14 protein-coding genes are annotated in these 20182 nt (G+C 64.7%); 8 read left to right on the forward strand and 6 right to left on the reverse strand.

Annotated elements, in window-relative coordinates; genetic code table 11:
• Positions 1 to 111: 111 nt before the first annotated feature.
• The 4 genes from ACDELDRAFT_RS03195 to ACDELDRAFT_RS03210 all read right to left on the reverse strand — a co-directional run bounded on the left by ACDELDRAFT_RS03195 (position 112) and on the right by ACDELDRAFT_RS03210 (position 4404).
• On the reverse strand, positions 112 to 936 hold the full coding sequence (locus ACDELDRAFT_RS03195; RefSeq protein ID WP_040327944.1) for an ABC transporter permease: 825 nt from the start codon (positions 934 to 936) through the stop codon (positions 112 to 114).
• A 56-nt stretch (positions 937 to 992) separates the two neighbouring features.
• Positions 993 to 1862 (reverse strand): ABC transporter ATP-binding protein, encoded by an 870-nt coding sequence (locus tag ACDELDRAFT_RS03200; RefSeq protein ID WP_005793374.1) that lies wholly within the window; start codon positions 1860 to 1862, stop codon positions 993 to 995.
• A gap of 4 nt (positions 1863 to 1866) precedes the next feature.
• A complete protein-coding gene (locus ACDELDRAFT_RS03205; protein WP_005793376.1) occupies positions 1867 to 2907 on the reverse strand; it encodes an ABC transporter substrate-binding protein in 1041 nt (346 codons plus the stop codon).
• 423 nt (positions 2908 to 3330) lie between these two features.
• Positions 3331 to 4404 (reverse strand): AI-2E family transporter, encoded by a 1074-nt coding sequence (locus tag ACDELDRAFT_RS03210; RefSeq protein WP_005793378.1) that lies wholly within the window; start codon positions 4402 to 4404, stop codon positions 3331 to 3333.
• A 250-nt stretch (positions 4405 to 4654) separates the two neighbouring features.
• Between ACDELDRAFT_RS03210 and ACDELDRAFT_RS03215 the strand changes: the two genes are divergently transcribed.
• From ACDELDRAFT_RS03215 to ACDELDRAFT_RS03235, 5 genes are all read left to right on the forward strand, one after another.
• A complete protein-coding gene (locus tag ACDELDRAFT_RS03215; RefSeq protein ID WP_005793379.1) occupies positions 4655 to 7531 on the forward strand; it encodes a 2-oxoglutarate dehydrogenase E1 component in 2877 nt (958 codons plus the stop codon).
• Between the two features lie 48 nt (positions 7532 to 7579).
• Positions 7580 to 8839, forward strand: coding sequence for a 2-oxoglutarate dehydrogenase complex dihydrolipoyllysine-residue succinyltransferase (gene odhB, locus ACDELDRAFT_RS03220; RefSeq protein WP_005793381.1), 1260 nt, complete (start codon positions 7580 to 7582; stop codon positions 8837 to 8839).
• Positions 8840 to 8935: 96 nt separating this feature from the next.
• Entirely contained in the window at positions 8936 to 10363 is a 1428-nt protein-coding gene (lpdA, locus tag ACDELDRAFT_RS03225) for a dihydrolipoyl dehydrogenase (RefSeq protein ID WP_005793383.1), read from the forward strand.
• A 90-nt stretch (positions 10364 to 10453) separates the two neighbouring features.
• Positions 10454 to 11551, forward strand: coding sequence for a cell division protein ZapE (gene zapE / locus ACDELDRAFT_RS03230; RefSeq protein WP_005793385.1), 1098 nt, complete (start codon positions 10454 to 10456; stop codon positions 11549 to 11551).
• On the forward strand, positions 11548 to 12246 hold the full coding sequence (locus tag ACDELDRAFT_RS03235) for a hypothetical protein (RefSeq protein WP_005793388.1): 699 nt from the start codon (positions 11548 to 11550) through the stop codon (positions 12244 to 12246). Before zapE ends, ACDELDRAFT_RS03235 begins: the two co-directional genes overlap by 4 nt.
• 158 nt (positions 12247 to 12404) lie before the next feature.
• Here ACDELDRAFT_RS03235 and ACDELDRAFT_RS03240 read toward each other — a convergent pair whose 3' ends face one another.
• Positions 12405 to 13211 carry a PP2C family protein-serine/threonine phosphatase gene (locus tag ACDELDRAFT_RS03240; RefSeq protein ID WP_005793390.1) on the reverse strand — a complete coding sequence of 269 codons (807 nt, stop codon included), beginning with the start codon at positions 13209 to 13211 and terminating at the stop codon, positions 12405 to 12407.
• Positions 13212 to 13329: 118 nt separating this feature from the next.
• On the opposite strand from ACDELDRAFT_RS03240, the gene ACDELDRAFT_RS03245 reads away from it, so the two are divergent.
• Together ACDELDRAFT_RS03245 and ACDELDRAFT_RS03250 are read left to right on the forward strand one after the other, a co-directional pair.
• Entirely contained in the window at positions 13330 to 13533 is a 204-nt protein-coding gene (locus tag ACDELDRAFT_RS03245; protein WP_040327936.1) for a YdcH family protein, read from the forward strand.
• Positions 13530 to 15581, forward strand: a complete 2052-nt coding sequence (locus tag ACDELDRAFT_RS03250) for an ATP-dependent DNA helicase (protein ID WP_005793394.1) — start codon at positions 13530 to 13532, stop codon at positions 15579 to 15581. Before ACDELDRAFT_RS03245 ends, ACDELDRAFT_RS03250 begins: the two co-directional genes overlap by 4 nt.
• Here the strand turns inward: ACDELDRAFT_RS03250 and ACDELDRAFT_RS03255 are convergent.
• On the reverse strand, positions 15544 to 16341 hold the full coding sequence (locus tag ACDELDRAFT_RS03255; RefSeq protein ID WP_005793396.1) for an outer membrane protein assembly factor BamD: 798 nt from the start codon (positions 16339 to 16341) through the stop codon (positions 15544 to 15546). The genes ACDELDRAFT_RS03250 and ACDELDRAFT_RS03255 overlap by 38 nt on opposite strands.
• Before the next feature lie 198 nt (positions 16342 to 16539).
• Between ACDELDRAFT_RS03255 and dnaE the strand changes: the two genes are divergently transcribed.
• A complete protein-coding gene (gene dnaE, locus ACDELDRAFT_RS03260) occupies positions 16540 to 20088 on the forward strand; it encodes a DNA polymerase III subunit alpha (RefSeq protein WP_040327946.1) in 3549 nt (1182 codons plus the stop codon).
• Positions 20089 to 20182 lie beyond the last annotated feature (94 nt).

Genomic DNA, 20182 nt, shown 5'->3' on the forward strand with positions numbered 1-20182 from the left:
ATCCAGGTGGTCGCGCCGAGGACCACCAGCGCCGCCAACCAGCCGTGCCGTTGCATCGGGCGCCACGGGGGGCGTGGGGGCAGGCCTGCATCGGCAGGCAGGGTGCCGGGCTCAGCCATGGAGTTCCAGCCCCTTGCGCCAGCCGGTGAGCCGGGCTTCGATGAGGGCGAGGGCGTAGTTCAGGCCCAGCCCGAGCAAGGCCAGCAGCAGGATGCCCGCGTACATGGTGGGGATCTGGAAGATCTCCTGCGCGTTCAGGGTGAGAAAGCCCAGTCCGGCATGGGCGCCGATCATTTCTGCCGCCACCAGCGCCGTGATGGAGTAGGCCCCCGCCAGCCGAATGCCCGTGAAGATCGAGGGCGACGCTGCTGGCAGCACCACGCGAAAAAAGATGTAGCTGCGCGATGCACCCATCGACAGGGCGGAATGCACCAGTAGCTTGTCCACCTGCTTGACGCCGCCGATGGTGTTGAGCAGCACCGGCCAGAACGCCGCCCAGAAGATGATGGCCACCTTGGACGCCTCGCCTATCCCCAGGAACAGCAGAAACACCGGAAACAGCGCAAAGGCCGACACCTGGCGAAACAGCTGCAGCAGCGGGTCGACAAAGGCTTCAAAACGCTGAACGGCCCCCATGAGCAGGCCCAGGCCCACGCCGCTGGCGATGGCCAGCAGCAGGCCGGCGAGCGAGCGCTGCAGGCTGGCGGTGACATGCTTCCAGAGCTGGCCGTTGTCCACCAGGGTGGCGATGGCTCGAACCACATCGGAGGGCGGGCTCAAGAATGCCGGGCTCACCCAGCCCGCGCGGGGCAGCAACTCCCACAGGGCCAGGAACAGCAGAATGCAGGCGCTGCGTTCCAGGCCGCGCCACAGGGTGGGCAATACGGCGGTGGGCGTGGCAAGGCGCTGTGCAGGGGCCGGGCTGGCGGCAGACATGCCGGCAGTGGAAATGTCAGCGGCGGAAGCGCCAGCGGCGGAAGTGGCAGAGGTGGTCATACGGCGAACCCCGTGAGGGCCAGGCGAAAGTCGGGCGCGGTAGGCACCAGCGGTGCCAGCGGCTCTTGTCGGTGGTTGCTGGCAAAGGCCACCTCGTCGCGCAGGATTTCCCAGGCTTGCTGGCGCAACTGCACAAAAGCGGTGGAGTTGCGGATTTCCGGGGCGCGCGGGCGCGGCAGCGGTACGTCCAGGATGGCCTTGATGCGGCCGGGCCGGTGCGTCATCACGGCAATGCGGTCCGACAGGTAAATCGCCTCGTCCAGGCTGTGGGTGATGAAGACGATGGTTTTCTTGTGCAGCTCCCAGATGCGCAGCAGCTCGGACTGCAGGATTTCGCGCGTCTGCGCATCGAGCGCGGCGAAGGGCTCGTCCATCAGCAGCAGGTCGGGGTTGTAGGCCAGCGAGCGCGCAATGGCCACGCGCTGGCGCATGCCGCCCGACAGCTCATGCGGGTAACGATGGCCGAAGCCTTCCAGTCCCACCAGTTCCAGAAACTCCTGCGCGGTGCGCCGGCGCTCGTCCTTGGGCACCTTGCGGATCTCCAGCCCCACCTCGATGTTGCGCAGCACCGTGCGCCACGGAAACAGCGCATAGCCCTGGAACACCACGCCCTGGTGCTGGTTGATGCCCTCGGCGGGGCGGCCGTCGATGGTGATGCTGCCGCCGGTCTTGCGTGACAGGCCTGCCAGCATGCTGAGGAAAGTGGATTTGCCGCAGCCCGAAGGCCCGAGGATGGTGAAGAACTCGCCGGGGCGCACGTCGAGGTCGAAGTCCTTGAGCGCGGAAATGGTCTTTTTCTGGCCGAGCTCGTCGCGGACCTGGAAGTCCATCTGCACGCCGCGCGCCACGATCTTGGCGTTGCTCATGGGGTCAGCCCTTTGCACTGGCGTTGGCGTGCGGGTTGAACTCGTTGGTGTACACGTCGGCCACCTTGACCTTGCCGGGCGCCAGCTTGCCCTCGGCCTGCAGGATGTCGATGTAGTACTGGATGGGTGGCTCGGTGATGAGCTGGTTGTCCACGTAGGCGTAGCGTTCCACATGCTGGAGGTCCATGCCGATGCGCTCGGCCGTGTATTTGCGGGCCTCCTCGGGGTTGGCGTTGACCCAGTTGCCGGCCTTGGCCAGGGCGGCCACCACGTCGCGCACGGCCTGCGGGTTTTCGCGCGCGAACTTGCCGTTCACGCTGTAGGGCGACATGCCGCCCAGGCCGCCGTCCAGGTCGAAGTCGCTCCACAGGCGCAGCAGGTCGGTGTTGGCTTCGGCGCCGCCCGAGTGCGGCGGGTGGATGATGGCCAGGTCCACATTGCCTGTCACCACTGCCTGCTCGTTCTGGTTGTCGGGCACCACGATGAAATTGATCTTGTTCACATCCACGCCGTGCTCGCGCAGGTATTTCTTGGTGACGAACTCGGCGCAGGCGCCAAAGCTGTTGAAGCCGATGGTCTTGCCTTCAAGGTCCTTGGGCTGGCGGATGCCCGAGCTCTTCTTCACGAAGTACTTCATGTGGGGCGCTTCCTGCAGCGTCTTGCCACCGGCCGCCACCACTTTCATGTCGGCACCACTGGCAATTGCCGAGATCACCAGCGGCACCATGCGGGCGCCAAAGTGGATCTCGCCCGTGCCGACGAGCGGAATGATTTGCGGCGCCGCCACCTTGCCCACGTACTTGGGGCGGGTGCTGGTGCCCTCGAAATAGCCAAGCCGATCGGCCAGGTAGATCAGGTCGAACGAGGGGTTGTCGGGGTAGAGGAATTCGACGATCTTGCTATTGCTTGCCGCCGACGGTGCGGTGGCAGCAGCAGAGTCGGCGGCCTGCTCATCGGGGCGCGAGCAGGCGGCCAGGCCCCAGCTGGCGGCGGTCAGTGCGGTGAGGGTTTTCAGCGCCGAGCGGCGGCTGGTGGCTAAGGTCATGGTGCGCGGTCCTTCGGGTGGAGACAGATCGAAGGCTGCAGCGTAGGTTTTGACGTGAGTCAAGCCAACGAAGGTTTGCGCATATGGTTAGGTGGTGGGGCGCTGGGGTGAGGCATTCCGTTGGGATGCACCTGCTTGCGCGCGGACGGTCTGGGGTGGGCTGCAGCCAAGGTTCGCATCGAGGGGCGGTGGGCGCAGGGGCTTGCGAAGGGCCTTAACCCTGGATTTGAAGAGAGAAGTGCCTGCAGCGCTTTTTGGCAAGCCGCGAGCAGCTATGAAATGAATAGCTTTTCAGTGCGGAGCAGCCCGCAGCGCATGCAGTCCGCCGTGCCCTGTAGCCGCACGGCGCCGCCCCTCGTTGCTGCGCCCAGCGCGGAAGTCCGGCCGCCCACCTGCAGGGGGCCGGATGCGCAGCCGCAGGAATCAGCGCTCCGAGTTGGATGGGCCGGCCGGTGAATCGGGCGGGGCGAACAGGTCCCAGCTCGCAATGAACAGGGCGGCGATGGCGGGGCCGATGACAAAACCGGTCAGGCCGAACAGGGCCATGCCGCCCAGCGTGGAGATCAGCACCACGTAGTCGGGCATCTTGGTGTCCTTGCCCACCAGCAGCGGGCGAAGGATGTTGTCCACCAGCCCGATCACCCCCACCCCGTACAGCGCAAGCACCACGCCCTGCCACACGGCGCCAGTGGCCAGGAAATACAGGGCGACCGGCCCCCAGACCAGTCCCGCGCCCACGGCGGGCAGCAGCGACAAGAACGCCATTGCCACGCCCCAGAGCACGGGCCCCTGGATGCCCAGGATCCAGAAGATCAGGCCGCCCAGCGCCCCTTGCGACGCCGCCACGACGATGTTGCCCTTCACGGTGGCCCGGATCACGGTGGTGAACTTGCTGGCCAGCTGGCGCTTGTGCTCGGTATCGAGCGGCGTGGCGCGGTTGATACGTGCCGCCAGCGCAGAGCCATCGCGCAGCAGGAAGAACAGCAGGTACAGCATCACGCCGAAGCCCACCACGAACTCGAGCGTGTTCTGCCCGATGCTGAGGGCCTTGGTTGCAAAGAACTGGCTGGCCTGTACCGCCACGGACGACAGCTTCTCCTGCAGCTCGCCCAGGGTCGTCAGGTTGAAACGGTCCAGCAGCCCGGCCGCCCAGGCAGGCATGGCGTCCAGGATTTGCTGCAGATACTGGCCAAAGTTCAGCTGCCCGGATTTCAGGCGGTCGTAGATGCCCGTGGCCTCCTGGACGAGCGACAGGCTGATGAGGGTCATGGGCAGGATGACGATCACCAGGCACAGCCCCAGGGTGGCCAGGGCCGCCAGGTTGGGGCTGCCCGGCATGCGCCGCAGCAGCTTGCGGTGAAAGGGCGTGAACAGGATGGCCAGCACCACGCCCCAGAACACGGCGCCGTGAAACTGCCAGAGGATGGCGCCGAAGGCGAGCGTGACCAGCGTCAGCAGGATCAGGAAAACGCGGTTCTGAAAGAGGGTAGGGTGCATGGGCGTTTGCAGGCAGATGCGAAGCCCGCACTGTACGCGAGGGAACGGTGGCCGCGTGACAGGAATGCGGCCGTCCGTGCTGCCCGGCGGGCGGACGCTGGCTGGAGCGCTTTTGCGTTCGGTGGCACAATACCGCCCGTACAAAGGCCCTTCCCCAGCCACAGTCGCATCCGCAAATCGGTCCAGCCGTGTCGCGGAAGGTTTCTCAACCAGCTAATGCTTCCCGCAGGGAAGCGGAGGTCAGCGGAATATGAGCGATACGACATCCGTCTATCAAGCCTACCAAGGCAACACCTACCTCTTCGGCGGCAATGCGCCCTATGTCGAAGAGATGTATGAAAACTATCTGGCCAACCCCGGCAGCGTGCCCGACACGTGGCGCGAGTATTTCGATGCGCTGCAGCATGTTCCCGCCGTGGACGGAACCAACGCCCGCGACGTTCCCCACCTGCCAGTGATCAACGCCTTTGCCGAGCGCGCAAAGCAGGGCGGCACCAAGGTAGTGGTTGCCAGCGCCGACGCTGAAATGGGCCGCAAGCGCACCGCCGTGCAGCAGCTGATCGCCGCCTACCGCAACGTGGGCCAGCGCTGGGCCGATCTGGACCCCCTGAAGCGCACCGAGCGCCCCGCCATTCCCGAACTGGAGCCATCGTTCTACGGCTTCAGCGATGCCGACCAGGAAACGGTGTTCGACACGAGCAACACCTTCTTCGGCAAGGACAAGATGCCGCTGCGCGAGCTGCTCAACGCGCTGCATGAAACGTACTGCGGCACCCTCGGCGCCGAGTACATGTACACCACCAACCAGGCGCAAAAGCGCTGGTGGCAGCAGAAGCTCGAAAGCATCCGCAGCAAGCCCCAGTTCAACGGCGACCGCAAGCGCCAGATCCTGGATCGCCTGACGGCCGCCGAAGGCCTGGAGCGCTTCCTGCACACCAAGTACGTTGGCCAGAAGCGCTTCTCGCTCGAAGGGGGCGAGAGTTTCATCGCCGCCATGGACGAGCTGATCCAGTCGGCCGGTGCCAAGGGCGTGCAGGAAATCGTGATCGGCATGGCCCACCGCGGCCGCCTGAACGTGCTGGTGAATTCGCTGGGCAAGATGCCCAAGGACCTGTTTGCCGAGTTCGATCACACGGCCCCCGAAGAACTGCCGGCCGGTGACGTGAAGTACCACCAGGGCTTCAGTTCGGATGTGTCCACCGCAGGCGGCCCCGTGCACCTGTCGCTGGCATTCAACCCCTCGCACCTCGAAATCGTGAACCCCGTGGTGGAAGGCTCGGTGCGCGCCCGCATGGACCGCCGCGGCGACCCCAAGGGCAGCCAGGTGCTGCCCGTGCTGGTGCACGGCGACTCGGCCTTCGGCGGCCAAGGCGTGAACCAGGAAACCCTGGCCCTGGCCCAGACCCGTGGCTACACCACTGGCGGCACGGTGCACATCATCATCAACAACCAGATCGGTTTCACCACGTCCGACCCCCGCGACATGCGCTCGACCGTGTACTGCACCGACATCGTCAAGATGGTCGAGGCGCCGGTGCTGCACGTGAACGGCGACGACCCTGAAGCGGTCGTGCTGGCCACCCAACTGGCACTGGAGTTCCGCATGGAATTCCGCCAGGACGTGGTGGTGGACATCACCTGCTTCCGCAAGCTGGGCCACAACGAGCAGGACACCCCCGCGCTGACCCAGCCGCTGATGTACAAGAAGATTGCCCAGCATCCCGGCACGCGCAAGCTGTACGCCGACAAGCTGGCGGCCCAGGGCCTGGGCGCGACGCTGGGTGACGACATGGTCAAGGCCTACCGTGCCGCCATGGACGCTGGCAAGCACACGGTCGATCCGGTGTTGACCAACTTCAAGAGCAAGTACGCGGTGGACTGGTCGCCCTTCGTGGGCAAGAAGTGGACCGACGCCGGCGATACCGCCATTCCCCTGACCGAATGGAAGCGCCTGTCCGAAAAGCTCACCACCATTCCCGACAGCGTCACCCCGCACCAGCTGGTCAAGAAGGTGTATGACGACCGCGCAGCCATGGGCCGCGGCGAAGTCAACGTGGACTGGGGCATGGGCGAAACCATGGCTTTTGCATCGCTGGTGGCCAGCGGCTACCCGGTGCGCCTGTCGGGCGAGGATTCGGGCCGTGGTACGTTCACGCACCGCCATGCCGTGATCCACGACCAGAACCGCGAGAAGTGGGACACCGGCACCTACGTACCCCTGCAGAACGTGGCCGAGAACCAGGCGCCGTTCGTCGTGATCGACTCCATCCTGTCCGAAGAGGCCGTGCTGGGCTTCGAGTACGGCTATGCCGGCTCCGACCCCAACACCCTCGTCATCTGGGAAGCCCAGTTCGGCGACTTCGCCAACGGCGCGCAGGTGGTGATCGACCAGTTCATCGCCTCGGGCGAGGTGAAGTGGGGCCGTGCCAACGGCCTGACGTTGATGCTGCCCCACGGCTATGAAGGCCAGGGCCCCGAGCACAGCTCGGCCCGCCTGGAGCGCTTTATGCAGCTGGCCGCCGACGCCAACATGCAGATCGTGCAGCCCACCACGGCCAGCCAGATTTTCCATGTGCTGCGCCGCCAGATGGTGCGCGACCTGCGCAAGCCGCTGGTGATCATGACGCCCAAGTCGCTGCTGCGCAACAAGGACGCGACCTCGCCGCTGTCCGAGTTCACCAAGGGCGGTTTCCAGACGGTGATTCCCGAGCAGGACGAGGCCATCGACAAGAAGGCCGACAAGGTCAAGCGCGTGATCGCCTGCTCTGGCAAGGTGTACTACGACCTGGTGAAGAAGCGTACCGAGAACGAAGCGACCGACGTGGCGATCATCCGTGTCGAGCAGCTCTATCCGTTCCCTCACAAGGCGTTTGCCGCTGTGCTCAAGAAGTATCCCAACGCCACCGACATCGTGTGGTGCCAGGATGAGCCGCAGAACCAGGGCGCCTGGTTCTTCATCCAGCACAACATCCACGAGAACATGCTCGACGGCCAGAAGCTGGGTTACTCCGGCCGCGCAGCGTCCGCTTCGCCTGCCGTGGGCTATTCGCACCTGCACCAGGAACAGCAAAAGGCGCTGGTGGAAGGCGCGTTTGCCAAGCTCAAGGGTTTTGTCCTGACCAAGTAAGGCCGGCAACCCCTCTCCAGAACAAAACCCCATTCCGAAAGAACTGACATGGCTATCGTAGAAGTCAAAGTACCGCAACTGTCCGAATCCGTGGCCGAGGCCACCATGCTGACGTGGAAGAAGAAGGCCGGCGAGGCAGTGGCCGTGGACGAGATCCTGATCGAAATCGAAACCGACAAGGTCGTGCTGGAAGTGCCGGCACCGGCCGCTGGCGTGCTGGCGGAAATCGTGCAGGGCGACGGTGCCACCGTGGTGGCCGACCAGCTGATTGCCAAAATCGACACCGAAGGCAAGGCCGGCGCTGCTGCGGCTCCCGCCGCTGCTGCCGCACCGGCTGCCGCCGCTCCCGCTCCCGTAGCCGCCGCCGCGGCAACGGGTGGTGCCAAGGGCGATGTGGCCATGCCGGCCGCCGCGAAGCTGCTGGCCGACAACAACCTGTCGGTCAGCGCCGTGCCTGGCACGGGCAAGGACGGCCGCGTGACCAAGGGCGATGTGCTGGCCGCCGTGGCCAGTGGCGTGAAGTCGACGGCTGCGGTGATCCCGACGGGCGTGCCCACCAAGGCGCTGCCGCAGGTGGCCGCGCCTTCCGCCGCCCAAGACCTGGGCGACCGCCCGGAGCAGCGCGTGCCCATGAGCCGCCTGCGCGCGCGCGTGGCCGAGCGCCTGTTGCAGTCGCAATCCACCAACGCCATCCTGACCACGTTCAACGAAGTCAACATGGCCCCTGTGATGGAGCTGCGCAAGAAGTTCCAGGACCAGTTCACCAAGGAACACGGTACCAAGCTGGGCTTCATGTCGTTCTTCGTGAAGGCGGCTGTGCACGCGCTCAAGAAGTACCCCGTGCTCAATGCCTCGGTGGACGGCAATGACATCGTCTACCACGGCTATTTCGACATCGGCATCGCCGTGGGTTCGCCCCGTGGCCTGGTGGTGCCCATCCTGCGCAACGCTGACCAGATGAGCTTTGCCGACATCGAAAAGAAGATCGCCGAATTTGGCAAGAAGGCGGGCGAAGGCAAGCTGGGCATTGAGGAGATGACCGGCGGCACGTTCTCCATCTCCAATGGCGGCACCTTCGGCTCGATGATGTCCACCCCCATCATCAACCCGCCCCAGTCGGCCATTCTGGGCGTGCATGCCACCAAGGACCGTGCCATGGTTGAAAACGGCCAGGTCGTGGTGCGCCCCATGAACTACCTGGCGATGTCGTATGACCACCGCATCATCGACGGCCGCGAAGCCGTGCTGGGCCTGGTGGCCATGAAGGACGCACTGGAAGACCCATCGCGCCTGCTGTTCGACATCTAAGCGCTGAAAGCGGCAAGCATTGACCCACCCATGTGGCCTGGCCTGTGCTGGAGCCCGTCGGTGGGTCTTTTTCCAACTGATTGAGAGAGATTTTCCATGAGCAAACAATTCGATGTCGTCGTGATCGGCGGCGGCCCCGGTGGCTACATCGCTGCCATCCGTGCAGCACAACTGGGCATGAATGTCGCCTGTATCGACGAATGGAAGAATGCGGCAGGCGGCCCGGCACCGGGTGGCACCTGCACCAACGTGGGCTGCATCCCCTCCAAGGCGCTGCTGCAGTCGTCCGAGCATTTCGAGCACGCCAACAAGCACTTCGCCGACCATGGCATCAGCACCGGCAAGGTGACGATGGACGTGGCCAAGATGGTCGGCCGCAAGGACGCCGTGGTGAAGCAGAACAACGACGGCATCCTGTACCTGTTCAAGAAGAACAAGGTCAGCTTCTTCCATGGCCGCGGCTCGTTCGTGAAGGCCGCCGAGGGCGGCTACGAGATCAAGGTGGCGGGCGCCGCCGAAGAGACCCTGGTGGCCAAGCAGGTCATCGTCGCCACGGGCTCCAACGCCCGCGCACTGCCCGGCGTGGCGTTCGACGAAGAGCACATCCTGTCCAACGACGGCGCGCTGCGCATCGGCGCCGTGCCCAAGAAGCTCGGCGTGATCGGCTCGGGCGTGATCGGCCTGGAGATGGGCTCGGTCTGGCGCCGCCTGGGCGCCGACGTCACGGTTCTGGAAGGCCTGCCCACGTTCCTCGGTGCCGTGGATGAGCAGATCGCCAAGGAAGCCAAGAAGGCATTCGACAAGCAGGGCCTGAAGGTCGAGCTGGGCGTGAAGATCGGCGAGATCAAGGCCGGCAAGAAGGGCGTGAGCGTGGCTTATACCAACGCCAAGGGCGAGGCTGCGAGCCTGGACGTGGACAAGCTCATCGTTTCCATCGGCCGCGTGCCCAACACCATCGGCCTGAATGCCGAGGCGGTGGGTCTGCAGCTGGGCGACCGTGGCGAGATCGTGGTCGATGGTGATTGCAAGACCAACCTGCCTGGCGTGTGGGCCGTGGGCGATGTGGTGCGCGGCCCCATGCTGGCGCACAAGGCCGAGGAAGAGGGCGTGGCCGTGGCCGAGCGCATTGCCGGCCAGCATGGTCATGTGAACTTCAACACCATTCCCTGGGTGATCTACACCAGCCCCGAGATCGCCTGGGTGGGCCGCACCGAGCAGCAGCTCAAGGCCGATGGCGTGAAGTACAAGGCGGGCACGTTCCCGTTCCTGGCCAACGGCCGGGCACGCGCGCTGGGCGACACGACCGGCATGGTGAAGTTCCTGGCCGACGCTGCCACGGACGAGATCCTGGGCGTGCACATCGTCGGACCCATGGCCAGCGAGCTGATCTCCGAAGCCGTGGTGGCCATGGAGTTCAAGGCCAGCGCGGAAGACATTGCCCGCATCTGCCATGCCCACCCCAGCTTGAGCGAAGCCACCAAGGAAGCGGCACTGGCCGTTGACAAGCGCACGCTGAATTTCTGATTCTTTGCGTGAAATTGGCTGCTAGCGCTTATGCACTAAGCGCTAGCAGCTATTTGTTTTATAGCGTTAGAGTTCCAGGGCATTGTCAACGTGACCGTCAAACAGACCTACCTCGCTGAACTGGCCGCCAAGGGGTTCCAGAGCGATCCGGCGCAACTGCGCGCGGTGGACGCCTTGCAGCGCTGCGCCCGCGATTGGGCCGCGTACAAATCGCGCCGCTCCAACGCCCTCAAGAAGCTCATCAACCACCCCGAGGTTCCGCGCGGCGTCTACATGTACGGCGGGGTGGGGCGGGGCAAGAGCTTCCTGATGGACTGTTTTTTCAACGCCGTGCCGCTCAAGCGCAAGGTGCGCCTGCACTTCCATGAGTTCATGCGCGAGGTGCACCGTGAACTGGCGGCGCTGCAGGGTACGGTCAATCCGCTGGACGTTCTGGGCGAACGCATCGCCAAGCGCTACAAGCTGATCTGCTTTGACGAGTTCCACGTGGCGGACATCACGGACGCCATGATCCTGCACCGTCTGCTCGTGGCGTTGTTCGACAACGGTGTGGGGTTCGTCACCACGTCCAACTTCAGGCCGGATGAGCTGTACCCCGATGGCCTGCACCGTGACCGCATCCTGCCGGCCATTGCGCTGCTGAACGAAAAGCTGGAAGTGGTGAATGTGGACAACGGCACGGACTATCGGCGTCGCACGCTCGAGCAGGTCAAGCTCTACCACACGCCCCTCGGCGCCGAGGCTGATGCCGATATGAACGCAGCCTTCGACCAGCTGGCCGAGGTGCACGACGAGGACCCCGTGCTGCACATCGAGGCCCGCGAGATCCGGGCGCGCCGCAAGGCGGGTGGGGTGGTCTGGTTCGATTTCAAGACCCTGTGCGGAGGTCCGCGCTCGCAGAACGACTACCTTGAAATCGCCTCGCAGTTCCATACGGTGCTGCTGTCGGATGTGCCGTACATGCCGGTCAACATGGCATCGCCTGCGCGGCGCTTCACCTGGCTGGTGGATGTGTTGTATGACCGGCGCGTCAAGCTCATCCTGTCGGCGGCGGTGCCGCCCGAGCAGCTGTACACCGAGGGGCCACTGGCCCACGAGTTTCCGCGCACGGTGTCGCGGCTGCACGAGATGCAGTCGAAAGAGTTTCTTGCACTGGACCGCCGCACGGTCGATACGGGGCTGACATGATGCACAAGGCTCAGCGAACCCTTGCCCTGGCACTGCTGGCCGTTGCGCCCGCGTGGGCGCAGCCCTCGGCGGAGTTGCCTCCTCCAGGGGCACCCTTTGCTTCGCCCGCCGAGCGGCAGGCCGAACGCGACCGTATCCAGCAGGAGCGCCGCACCAGTACGACCGCCCGCAAGCAGGAAGAGGCTGCCTGTTATCGCCGCTTTGCGGTGGAGGATTGCCTGCGTGACGTGCGCGCCAGGGCACGGGTGACCGAACTGGACCTGCGTGCCCGCGAGGTGCGGGTCAACGACGCAGAGCGCAGGGCCAAGGCTACCGACCGCCTGCGCTCGATCGAAGAGAAGCAGCGTGTGGCGCCCGATCGTTCGCAACCGCAGGGTTCCGCCAGAGGCGGCAACCGCGCAGCGCCGCCCTTGGGAACCGAGGCGTTGCAAAGCCAGCACGACCTTGAAGCGCGGCGCAGGGCTCAAGAGCAGCGCAACCGGCAGCAATCGCATGCAGCCGACCAGGCCGAGCGTGCCCGTGATAACGCCGAACGTGCAGCGACCGCGCGTTTGCGCCACGAAGAAAACCTGAAATCTGCGCAGGAGCGGCGTGAGCGCGTCGAGAAGATGCAGTCACAAGCGGCGGCATCGGGCCGCCCGCCGGCGGCACCGCTGCCTGCGTCTTCGGGGCTGCGGCCAGCCAGTCAACCCTGAAAAAAGGGCCATGCCAGCGGGCTGGGAAGCCGGGCCGCTGTCATGGTTCTCGCTGTCCCTATCGCGCGGCTGAAGCCGAAAGGCGCTGGGCCCCGGGTCGTGGATAAGCAGTTCGCGCCCGCGATGTTCCGTACCGCAGGCCATCATTGGCCAGCCGCTCAGGCTTTTCCGGCGGACATGGGGACGAGTCGGGCGATCTTCTTCTCTTCGACCAGGGCCTCGATCTTGACGATGACCAGCGAGAGGTTGTCGCCGCCGCCCCGTGCACGTGAGCGGGCCTTGTCGATGAGGAACTCGGTGGCTTCGCGGGGCGAGAGCGAGTCGACCACCGAGGCAAGTTCCGTGGGCGAAAAATAGTGCCACACCCCGTCGCTGCAGGCCATCAGCACGTCACCCGGACGCAGTTGCGGGATGGTGTGGGTGGTGATGGGTGGGTCGCTCTCGGTACCCAGGCAGCCTACCAGGATGTTGGAGTGCGGGTGGTTATTGGCCTCGGCTTCGCTCAGTTCGCCGCGGTCCACCAGCGCCTGCACATACGAATGATCACTCGTGCGGAACGCCAGCCGCGCACCCTCGAAGTGGTAGATGCGCGAGTCGCCCGCGTGGACCCAGTGGCAGTCGCCACGCGGGTTGATGAGGAACGCCGCGATGGTGCTATGAGGCTCCTGTTCGGATGAAATGGCCGTGAGGCGGATCACGATGTGCGCCTCTTCCACCATGTTCTTCAGCATTGCGGCGGGGTCGTCGGACTCCGGCGAATAGCGTTCAAACAACTGGCGGGCCGTCATCATCACCTGGTCGGAGGCCTTGCGGCCCCCGCTGCGCCCGCCCATGCCGTCCGCGACCACCCCCAGCACGCACCCGTTGTAGCGTTCGTGCGAGATCAGGGCCACCTGGTCTTGTTGGTATTCGCGGTCACCCTTGTGGATGCCGGTCGAGGCGATAAGGCGGAACGCTTTGGTCATAGGGTGATTGTGGGGGGCGACGCAGCAAAACTCCGGGGAGGGTGGCCGTCAGAGCGCGTATTATCCGTCCGCGTGTGGCGTTTTTGCCATGCACCGCGCGCCAGCCACAACCCCTGTCTTGAAATCGAACCTGCATTCTCCTTCGCGCCAGCTCATTGATTTGCGCATGATGCACGCCGACCTGGACGCCCGCATCGACTTGGGCGCGCTGGAGGCGGTGCCCGACGAATTCCTGCTGCGGCGTTTGAAGAAGCAGCGCCTCGCACTGCGCGATCAGATCGACTGCCTGGAGCGCGCGCTGCAACCCCCAGAGCCCGCATGACGAGCTTGCAGGAAGCCGTTCGCTCTGCGTTCGGCCCCGAAGGGGTGTTGGCGCAGATGGACGAACATTACCGCGCCCGCGAGGGCCAGATGCGCATGGCCGACGCGGTGGCGCAGACCATTGAGCGCGGCGGCAGCCTGGTGGTGGAAGCCGGCACCGGGGTGGGCAAGACCTTTGCCTATCTGGTGCCAGCGCTGCTCAGCGGCGAGCGGGTTCTGCTCTCCACGGCCACGAAAGCCTTGCAGGACCAGCTCTTTGCCCGCGATCTTCCCCAACTGGTGGGCGCCATGGCGCTTCCGGTGCGCACGGCCCTGCTCAAAGGGCGAGCGAGCTATCTCTGCCTGCACCGCATGGAGCTGGCACGCCTGGATACGGCGGCGCAGGACCGTCAGGTGCAAAGGGTGCTGGCGAAGGTCGAGGTCTGGTCGCGCGCCACCCGCTCGGGTGACCTGGCCGAGCTGGCCGGGCTCGACGAACGCTCGCCGATCATTCCGCTGGTCACCTCCACGCGTGAGAACTGCCTGGGCGCGTCGTGCCCCCATTTTCGCCAGTGCCACGTGAACCTTGCGCGGCGCGAGGCCTTGGCTGCTGATGTGGTGGTGATCAACCACCACTTGTTCTTTGCCGACCTGGCCGTGCGCGAATCGGGAATGGCTGAGCTGCTGCCTACGGTGCGGGTGGTTGTTTTCGACGAGGCGCACCAGATCAATGAAACGGGGGTGCAGTTCCTGGGGCTGCAGCTGTCCACGGGGCAATGGCAGGATTTCTCGCGCGATCTGCTCGCCGCCGGCCTGCGCCATGCCCGAGGCCTTGCCGACTGGGCGCAGGTGGCGGGCGAGGTCGAGCGTGCGGTGGGTGACCTGCGGCTTGCCGTGGGGCCTGCTGCGCCGGGCACGCGGCTGCGCTGGACCTTGCAGGTTCCAGAGTCGCTGGCGCCAGATGCATGGAACGCGGCGCTGCGGCGCCTGTCACTGGCATGCGTGCAGGCCATGGAGGCCCTGGATGTCTTCAGCGGCGCGTCCCCCGATTTCGCCCGCCTGTGCGAGCGTGGTTCAGAGCTGCTGGCGCGCCTGGGGCGTTTCGCTGCGCCTTGTGCACCCGACGTGGTGCGTTGGGTGGAGGTGGCTGGGCAGGTGCGGCTGGTCGAATCGCCGCTTGATATCGCGCAGACGATGCGCAGCCGCTTGCTTGCCGCCCCCGCAGACGAGGAGGGAGATGACGAATGGCCCACTGCGCCCCCGCAGCACGCGAGGCGCGCGTGGATTTTCACGTCCGCAACCTTGGGCGACGATCCCGGACTCACCTGGTTCACCGAGCGTTGCGGCCTGCAGGGCGCCGAAATTCTGCGCGTGGAAAGTCCGTTCGATTACGCAGCGCAGTCGGGGTTGTACGTGCCCCTGAACTTGCCCCCACCCGCTGACCCCGCACACAGCGCCGCCGTGGCGAGGCTGGTCGGTGCGGCCGCTCTGCGGATAGGGGGGCGGACGCTGGTCCTCACCACCACACTCAAGGCCTTGCGCGCCATCGGCGATGAACTGCAGGCGCGGTTTGGTGGCCCCCAGGGCCTTGAAGTGCTGGTGCAGGGCGACTGGCCCAAGCGCCGCCTCATGGAACGCCTGCGCGAGGGTGCAAGCCACGGCGGGCAGGGTTGCATCCTTGTGGCCTCGGCCTCATTCTGGGAGGGTTTCGATGTGCCAGGCGACGCCCTGCAACTCGTGGTCATCGACAAGTTGCCGTTTCCGCCGCCCGGAGATCCTCTGGTCGAGGCACGCACGCAGCGCATTGAGGCCGAGGGAGGTAGTGCGTTCCGCGCCTACGCGTTGCCTGAGGCGGCGGTGGCGCTCAAGCAGGGGGCTGGCCGCCTGATCCGAAGGGAGTCCGACCAAGGCATTCTGGTGGTGGGTGACACCCGCATGGTGACGATGGGCTACGGCAAGCGCCTGCGCAGGGCGCTGCCTCCCATGAGGGTGCTGGAGAGCCCTCAGGATTTTGATGCAGCGCTGGACGCGCTCACCAGAACTTCCACCAAGGATCCGATTTGGCCTTGAGGCCACCCTTGGCGAGCGCTCCCTGGGGGTAGGACGCCTCCATCACGCGACGCGTATCGTCACGCAGCTGGGTCATTCCCAGGGCATCGTACGACTGCATGAGGATGTACAGGGCCTCTTCAAGTGCGGGGACGCCCTGGTAGTCGGCCAGCGCCGACTGCGCACGGCCGATGGCTGCTACGTAGGCGCCGCGTTCGTAGTAGTAGCGTGCGACGTGGACTTCGTATTGGGCCAGCGAATTGACGATGTAGGTCATGCGCTGGCGAGCGTCTTTCGCGTAGCGCGAATCGGGAAAGCGCGTCACCAGTTCGCTGAGCGATTCGAACGAATCCTTGGCAGCCTTCTGATCACGCTCGGACAGGTCCTGCTGCGACACCCATGAGAAGAGGCCCAGATTGTCGTTGAAGTTAACCAAGCCCTTCAGGTACAGCGCGTAATCCAGCGCCGGGCTTGCGGGGTGAAGCTTGATGAAGCGGTCAAGCGTGGCAATGGCCTGCGCCTTCTCTCCGCCCTTGTACTGGGCGTAGGCTTTGTCGAGCTGCGCCTGCTGCGCCAGTGGCGTGCCGGCCGCACGGCCTTCGAGCTTTTCGAGCAATGGCACGGCCTTGTCGAATGCGCCAGAACCCAGCTCGTCCTTGGCTTCCGAGTAGATGCGGTTGGGGCTCCAGCCCGCGGTCTTGTCTTCCGGTGTGCTCGAGCAGCCCGCGAGCAGGCCGGCAGCCAGCAGGGCAGTGATAAAGGGCAGGGGGGCACGCAGCATTGCAGACAGCTTTCAGGCAAAAAGTGAACGTGTGTCCTGCGGGCACCGGGCCACCGCCAGCCCGGCAGGGGCGCAGGCGCGGCCAGAAGCAGAACCTCGACAGACTTTGGCATTGTACCGACGGCGGCTTGGGCGCAGGACCGCCCCCGAATGCACATTCCGGGGTGGGGGAGAGGTGGGCTTTCTACAATGGAGCCCATGTTTGTTCACTTGCGCCTGCACACAGAGTTCTCCGTCGTTGACGGCACCAATCGCATCGATGATCTGGCCAAGGCGGCGGCCAAGGACGGCCAGCCGGCGCTGGCGATTACCGATCTCAACAACCTTTTCGGTGCCATCAAGTTTTACAAGGAAGCCCGCGGCAAAGGGGTGAAGCCCATCCTGGGAGCCGAGATATTTCTGGAGGGCGAGGCGGGAGCGGCGCCCTCGCGCATGCTGGTGCTGGTGCAGGGCCGCCAGGGCTACCTCAACCTGTCGGAATTGCTTGCGCGCGCCTGGACCCGTAACGTGGTCAAGGCGCAGGCCATCTGCACCTGGGACTGGTTGCAGGAATTGGGCGAGGGCTTGATTGCGATTGCCGGCGCCCAGGCGGGGCCGGTGGGGCAGGCTCTTATGAAGGGCGACGATGCGGGGGCGGCGGCGCTGGCGCTGCGGCTTGCGGGAATATTTCCCCACCGCTTCTATATCGAGGTGCAGCGCGCGGGGCGCGCGGACGACGAGGCCCACGTGGTGGCGGCCGTTCAGCTGGCGGCAAGGCTGCATCTGCCGGTGGTCGCAACCCATCCTGTTCAGTTCGCCACGGCCGACGACTACGAGGCCCATGAAGCACGGGTGTGCATTGCTGAAGGCGAAATACTGGGCAACCAGCGGCGCGTGCGAAAGTTCACGCGCGAGCAGTATTTCAAGTCGTCGGCGCAGATGCAGGCGCTCTTTGCCGATCTGCCGACGGCGTTGGCCAACTCGGTCGAGATTGCCCGCCGCTGCAACATCACCCTGGTCCTGGGCAAGCCGCAGTTGCCCAACTTTCCCATCCCGCCCGTCAACGGACAGGTGCTGTCGGTGGACGACTATTTTCGCCACGTGTCGTTCGAAGGGCTGGAGGAGCGCCTGCGGCTTCTTTTCCCCGATGAGGCGCGGCGCAACGTCGAGCGCCCGCGGTATGTGGAACGTTTGGAATTCGAGCTGGGCACGATTCTCAAGATGGGGTTCCCAGGCTACTTCCTGATCGTGGGCGACTTCATCCAGTGGGCGAAGACGCACGGCTGCCCCGTGGGGCCGGGCCGGGGGTCGGGGGCGGGCTCGCTGGTGGCGTACGCCTTGAAGATCACCGATCTCGACCCTCTTGAATACAACCTGCTGTTCGAGCGCTTCCTGAACCCTGAACGGGTCTCGATGCCCGACTTCGACATCGATTTCTGCCAGTCCAACCGCGACCGCGTGATCGACTACGTGAAGGAAAAATACGGCAAGGACGCCGTCAGCCAGATCGCCACTTTTGGAACGATGGCTGCCAAGGCCGCCATCCGCGACGTGGGACGCGTGATGGACATGAGCTACACCTTCTGTGACGGTATTTCCAAGCTTGTGCCCGGTAAGCCTGGCATGTCCTACACGCTGCAGTATCCGCCCGAGGTCAAGAAGGACGGCGACAAGAACAACTACGCACTGGAACTGGAACCGTTGCTCTACGAGCGCGTGCGCAAGGAAGAGGACGTCAAGACTGTCATCGAAATGGCGCAGAAGCTCGAGGGCATGACGCGCAATATCGGTATGCACGCGGGGGGCGTGCTGATTGCACCGGGCAAGCTGACGGATTTTTGCCCGCTGTACCAGCAACCCGGCAGCGAATCGGCCGTGAGCCAGTACGACAAGGACGACGTGGAGGCCATCGGTCTCGTGAAGTTCGACTTCCTGGGCTTGGCCACGCTCACCATCCTGGAGATTGCGCGCGAGTTCATCATGAAGCGCCACAAGGGCCAGGAGAACTTTGCCTACGAGAACATTCCGCTGGACGACGGGCCTACCTACCGGTTGTTTTCCGAGGGCAAGACGGAAGCCGTGTTCCAGTTTGAAAGCCGAGGCATGCAGGGCATGCTGCGCGAGGCGCGGCCGAGCCGGCTGGAGGACCTGATTGCGCTGAACGCACTCTACCGCCCGGGCCCGATGGACCTGATCCCCACGTTCGTGAACCGCAAGCACGGCAAGGAACCGGTGGAGTACCCGCATCCCCTGGTCGAGCCGGTGCTGTCAGAGACCTACGGGATCATGGTGTACCAGGAGCAGGTGATGCAGACCGCCCAGGTACTGGGTGGCTACAGCCTCGGCGGTGCCGACATGCTGCGCCGCGCCATGGGCAAGAAAAAGGCCGAGGAAATGGCCGAGCACCGGGCCATCTTCCGCAAGGGTGCGGCCGAAAAGGGCATCAGCCAGGACAAGGCCGATGAAGTGTTCGACCTGATGGAGAAGTTTGCGGGTTACGGCTTCAACAAGTCGCACGCGGCAGCCTATTCACTGCTGGCGTACCACACCGGTTGGCTCAAGGTGCACTACACGGCCGAATTCTTCTGCGCCAATATGACCGTGGAAATGGACGACACCGACAAGCTCAAGGTGCTGTTCGAAGACGCAAAGAAGAATTTTGGGCTGACCTTCGAGCCACCGGATGTGAACCGCGGCATGTACCGGTTCGAGCCCGTGACGGACAAGGTGATCCGGTATGGACTCGGAGCCGTCAAAGGAACCGGTCAGCAGGCGATAGAAGCCATCGTCGCCGCGCGCGAAGGGCGTGGGGAGGGGCCGCAGGGATCGACGAAAGGTCCGTTCAAGAGCTTGTTCGACTTCTGCGTGCGGGTGGATCGCGCGCGCCTGAACAAGCGCACTGTCGAGGCACTCATCAAGGCGGGCGCCTTCGATGCGCTCAACCTCAACCGTGCGGCGATGGTGGCGTCCATCGACCGTGCTTTCGATTTCGCCGCTGCTACGCTGGCGAACGTGAACCAGGGCGGGCTTTTCGACATGATGGGGGAGGATGCCCACGGCTCCAGTACACAGGAGCCCGATCTGGTCGATGCGGTGCCCTGGGGCATCAAAGAGCGGCTTACCCAGGAAAAAACGGCGGTGGGCTTTTACCTCTCGGGACATTTGTTCGACGAGGTGGCGCAGGAAGTCCGTCGTTTCGTGCGGACCCAGATCGATGAATTGCTCGATAGTCGCGAACCGCAGATCCTCGCTGGCATCATTAGCGACTTTCGGGTGATCAACGGCCAGCGCGGCAAGCTGGGTCTGTTCCGCCTGGATGACAAATCTGGCGTGATCGAGGCTTCGGCCGATGAGGCGCTGCTCAACACCTACCGTAATCAGCTCAAGGAAGATGAGTTCGTGGTCATGCTGGGACGGTTGCAACTCGACCATTTCAGCGGCGGGCTGCGCGTGAAAGTCCAGCAGGTGTGGGACATGGCTGGGGCCCGTGCCCGGTTTGGCAAATACCTGCATGTGGTGGTGGGTGACAAATCCCCCGATGTGAAGCGCTTGGTACAGGAGTTTCCCCCCCGGCGCGAAGAGGCTCCCGAGGGCGACTTCGTGCATGGCCTGCGGGTACGCATGGGGGTGCGCTGCGTCGAGCCGCGCGGTGCAGCGGTGGCCGAACTTCAACTCGGCGATGCCAGCCGGTTCTATCCCACCGACGCGGCGCTGGCGGCGTGGAGTGCCGGCGTGGGCACGGGTACCGCGACGGTGATCTATGAGTAGCCTGGTTGCGAACAGGGGACGTTCACGCCGGTTGAAAAAACGGTGCGTGTCACCAGATGTTCCGGGCAGCGATACGCTCTGCGGATCGCTAGAA

Origin of the sequence: Acidovorax delafieldii 2AN, assembly GCF_000175235.1 — a bacterium.
GTDB lineage: Bacteria > Pseudomonadota > Gammaproteobacteria > Burkholderiales > Burkholderiaceae_C > Acidovorax > Acidovorax delafieldii_B.

What these genes read in the sequence shown, in the direction of transcription:
- ACDELDRAFT_RS03255 (WP_005793396.1), bottom strand. Translation starts at nt 16,341, where the DNA reads ATGCTGCGTGCCCCCCTGCCCTTTATCACTGCCCTGCTGGCTGCCGGC.
- ACDELDRAFT_RS03215 (WP_005793379.1), top strand. Translation starts at nt 4,655, where the DNA reads ATGAGCGATACGACATCCGTCTATCAAGCCTACCAAGGCAACACCTAC.
- ACDELDRAFT_RS03200 (WP_005793374.1), bottom strand. Translation starts at nt 1,862, where the DNA reads ATGAGCAACGCCAAGATCGTGGCGCGCGGCGTGCAGATGGACTTCCAG.
- ACDELDRAFT_RS03250 (WP_005793394.1), top strand. Translation starts at nt 13,530, where the DNA reads ATGACGAGCTTGCAGGAAGCCGTTCGCTCTGCGTTCGGCCCCGAAGGG.
- odhB (WP_005793381.1), top strand. Translation starts at nt 7,580, where the DNA reads ATGGCTATCGTAGAAGTCAAAGTACCGCAACTGTCCGAATCCGTGGCC.
- lpdA (WP_005793383.1), top strand. Translation starts at nt 8,936, where the DNA reads ATGAGCAAACAATTCGATGTCGTCGTGATCGGCGGCGGCCCCGGTGGC.
- ACDELDRAFT_RS03195 (WP_040327944.1), bottom strand. Translation starts at nt 936, where the DNA reads ATGTCTGCCGCCAGCCCGGCCCCTGCACAGCGCCTTGCCACGCCCACC.
- dnaE (WP_040327946.1), top strand. Translation starts at nt 16,540, where the DNA reads ATGTTTGTTCACTTGCGCCTGCACACAGAGTTCTCCGTCGTTGACGGC.
- ACDELDRAFT_RS03240 (WP_005793390.1), bottom strand. Translation starts at nt 13,211, where the DNA reads ATGACCAAAGCGTTCCGCCTTATCGCCTCGACCGGCATCCACAAGGGT.
- ACDELDRAFT_RS03235 (WP_005793388.1), top strand. Translation starts at nt 11,548, where the DNA reads ATGATGCACAAGGCTCAGCGAACCCTTGCCCTGGCACTGCTGGCCGTT.
- ACDELDRAFT_RS03205 (WP_005793376.1), bottom strand. Translation starts at nt 2,907, where the DNA reads ATGACCTTAGCCACCAGCCGCCGCTCGGCGCTGAAAACCCTCACCGCA.
- ACDELDRAFT_RS03210 (WP_005793378.1), bottom strand. Translation starts at nt 4,404, where the DNA reads ATGCACCCTACCCTCTTTCAGAACCGCGTTTTCCTGATCCTGCTGACG.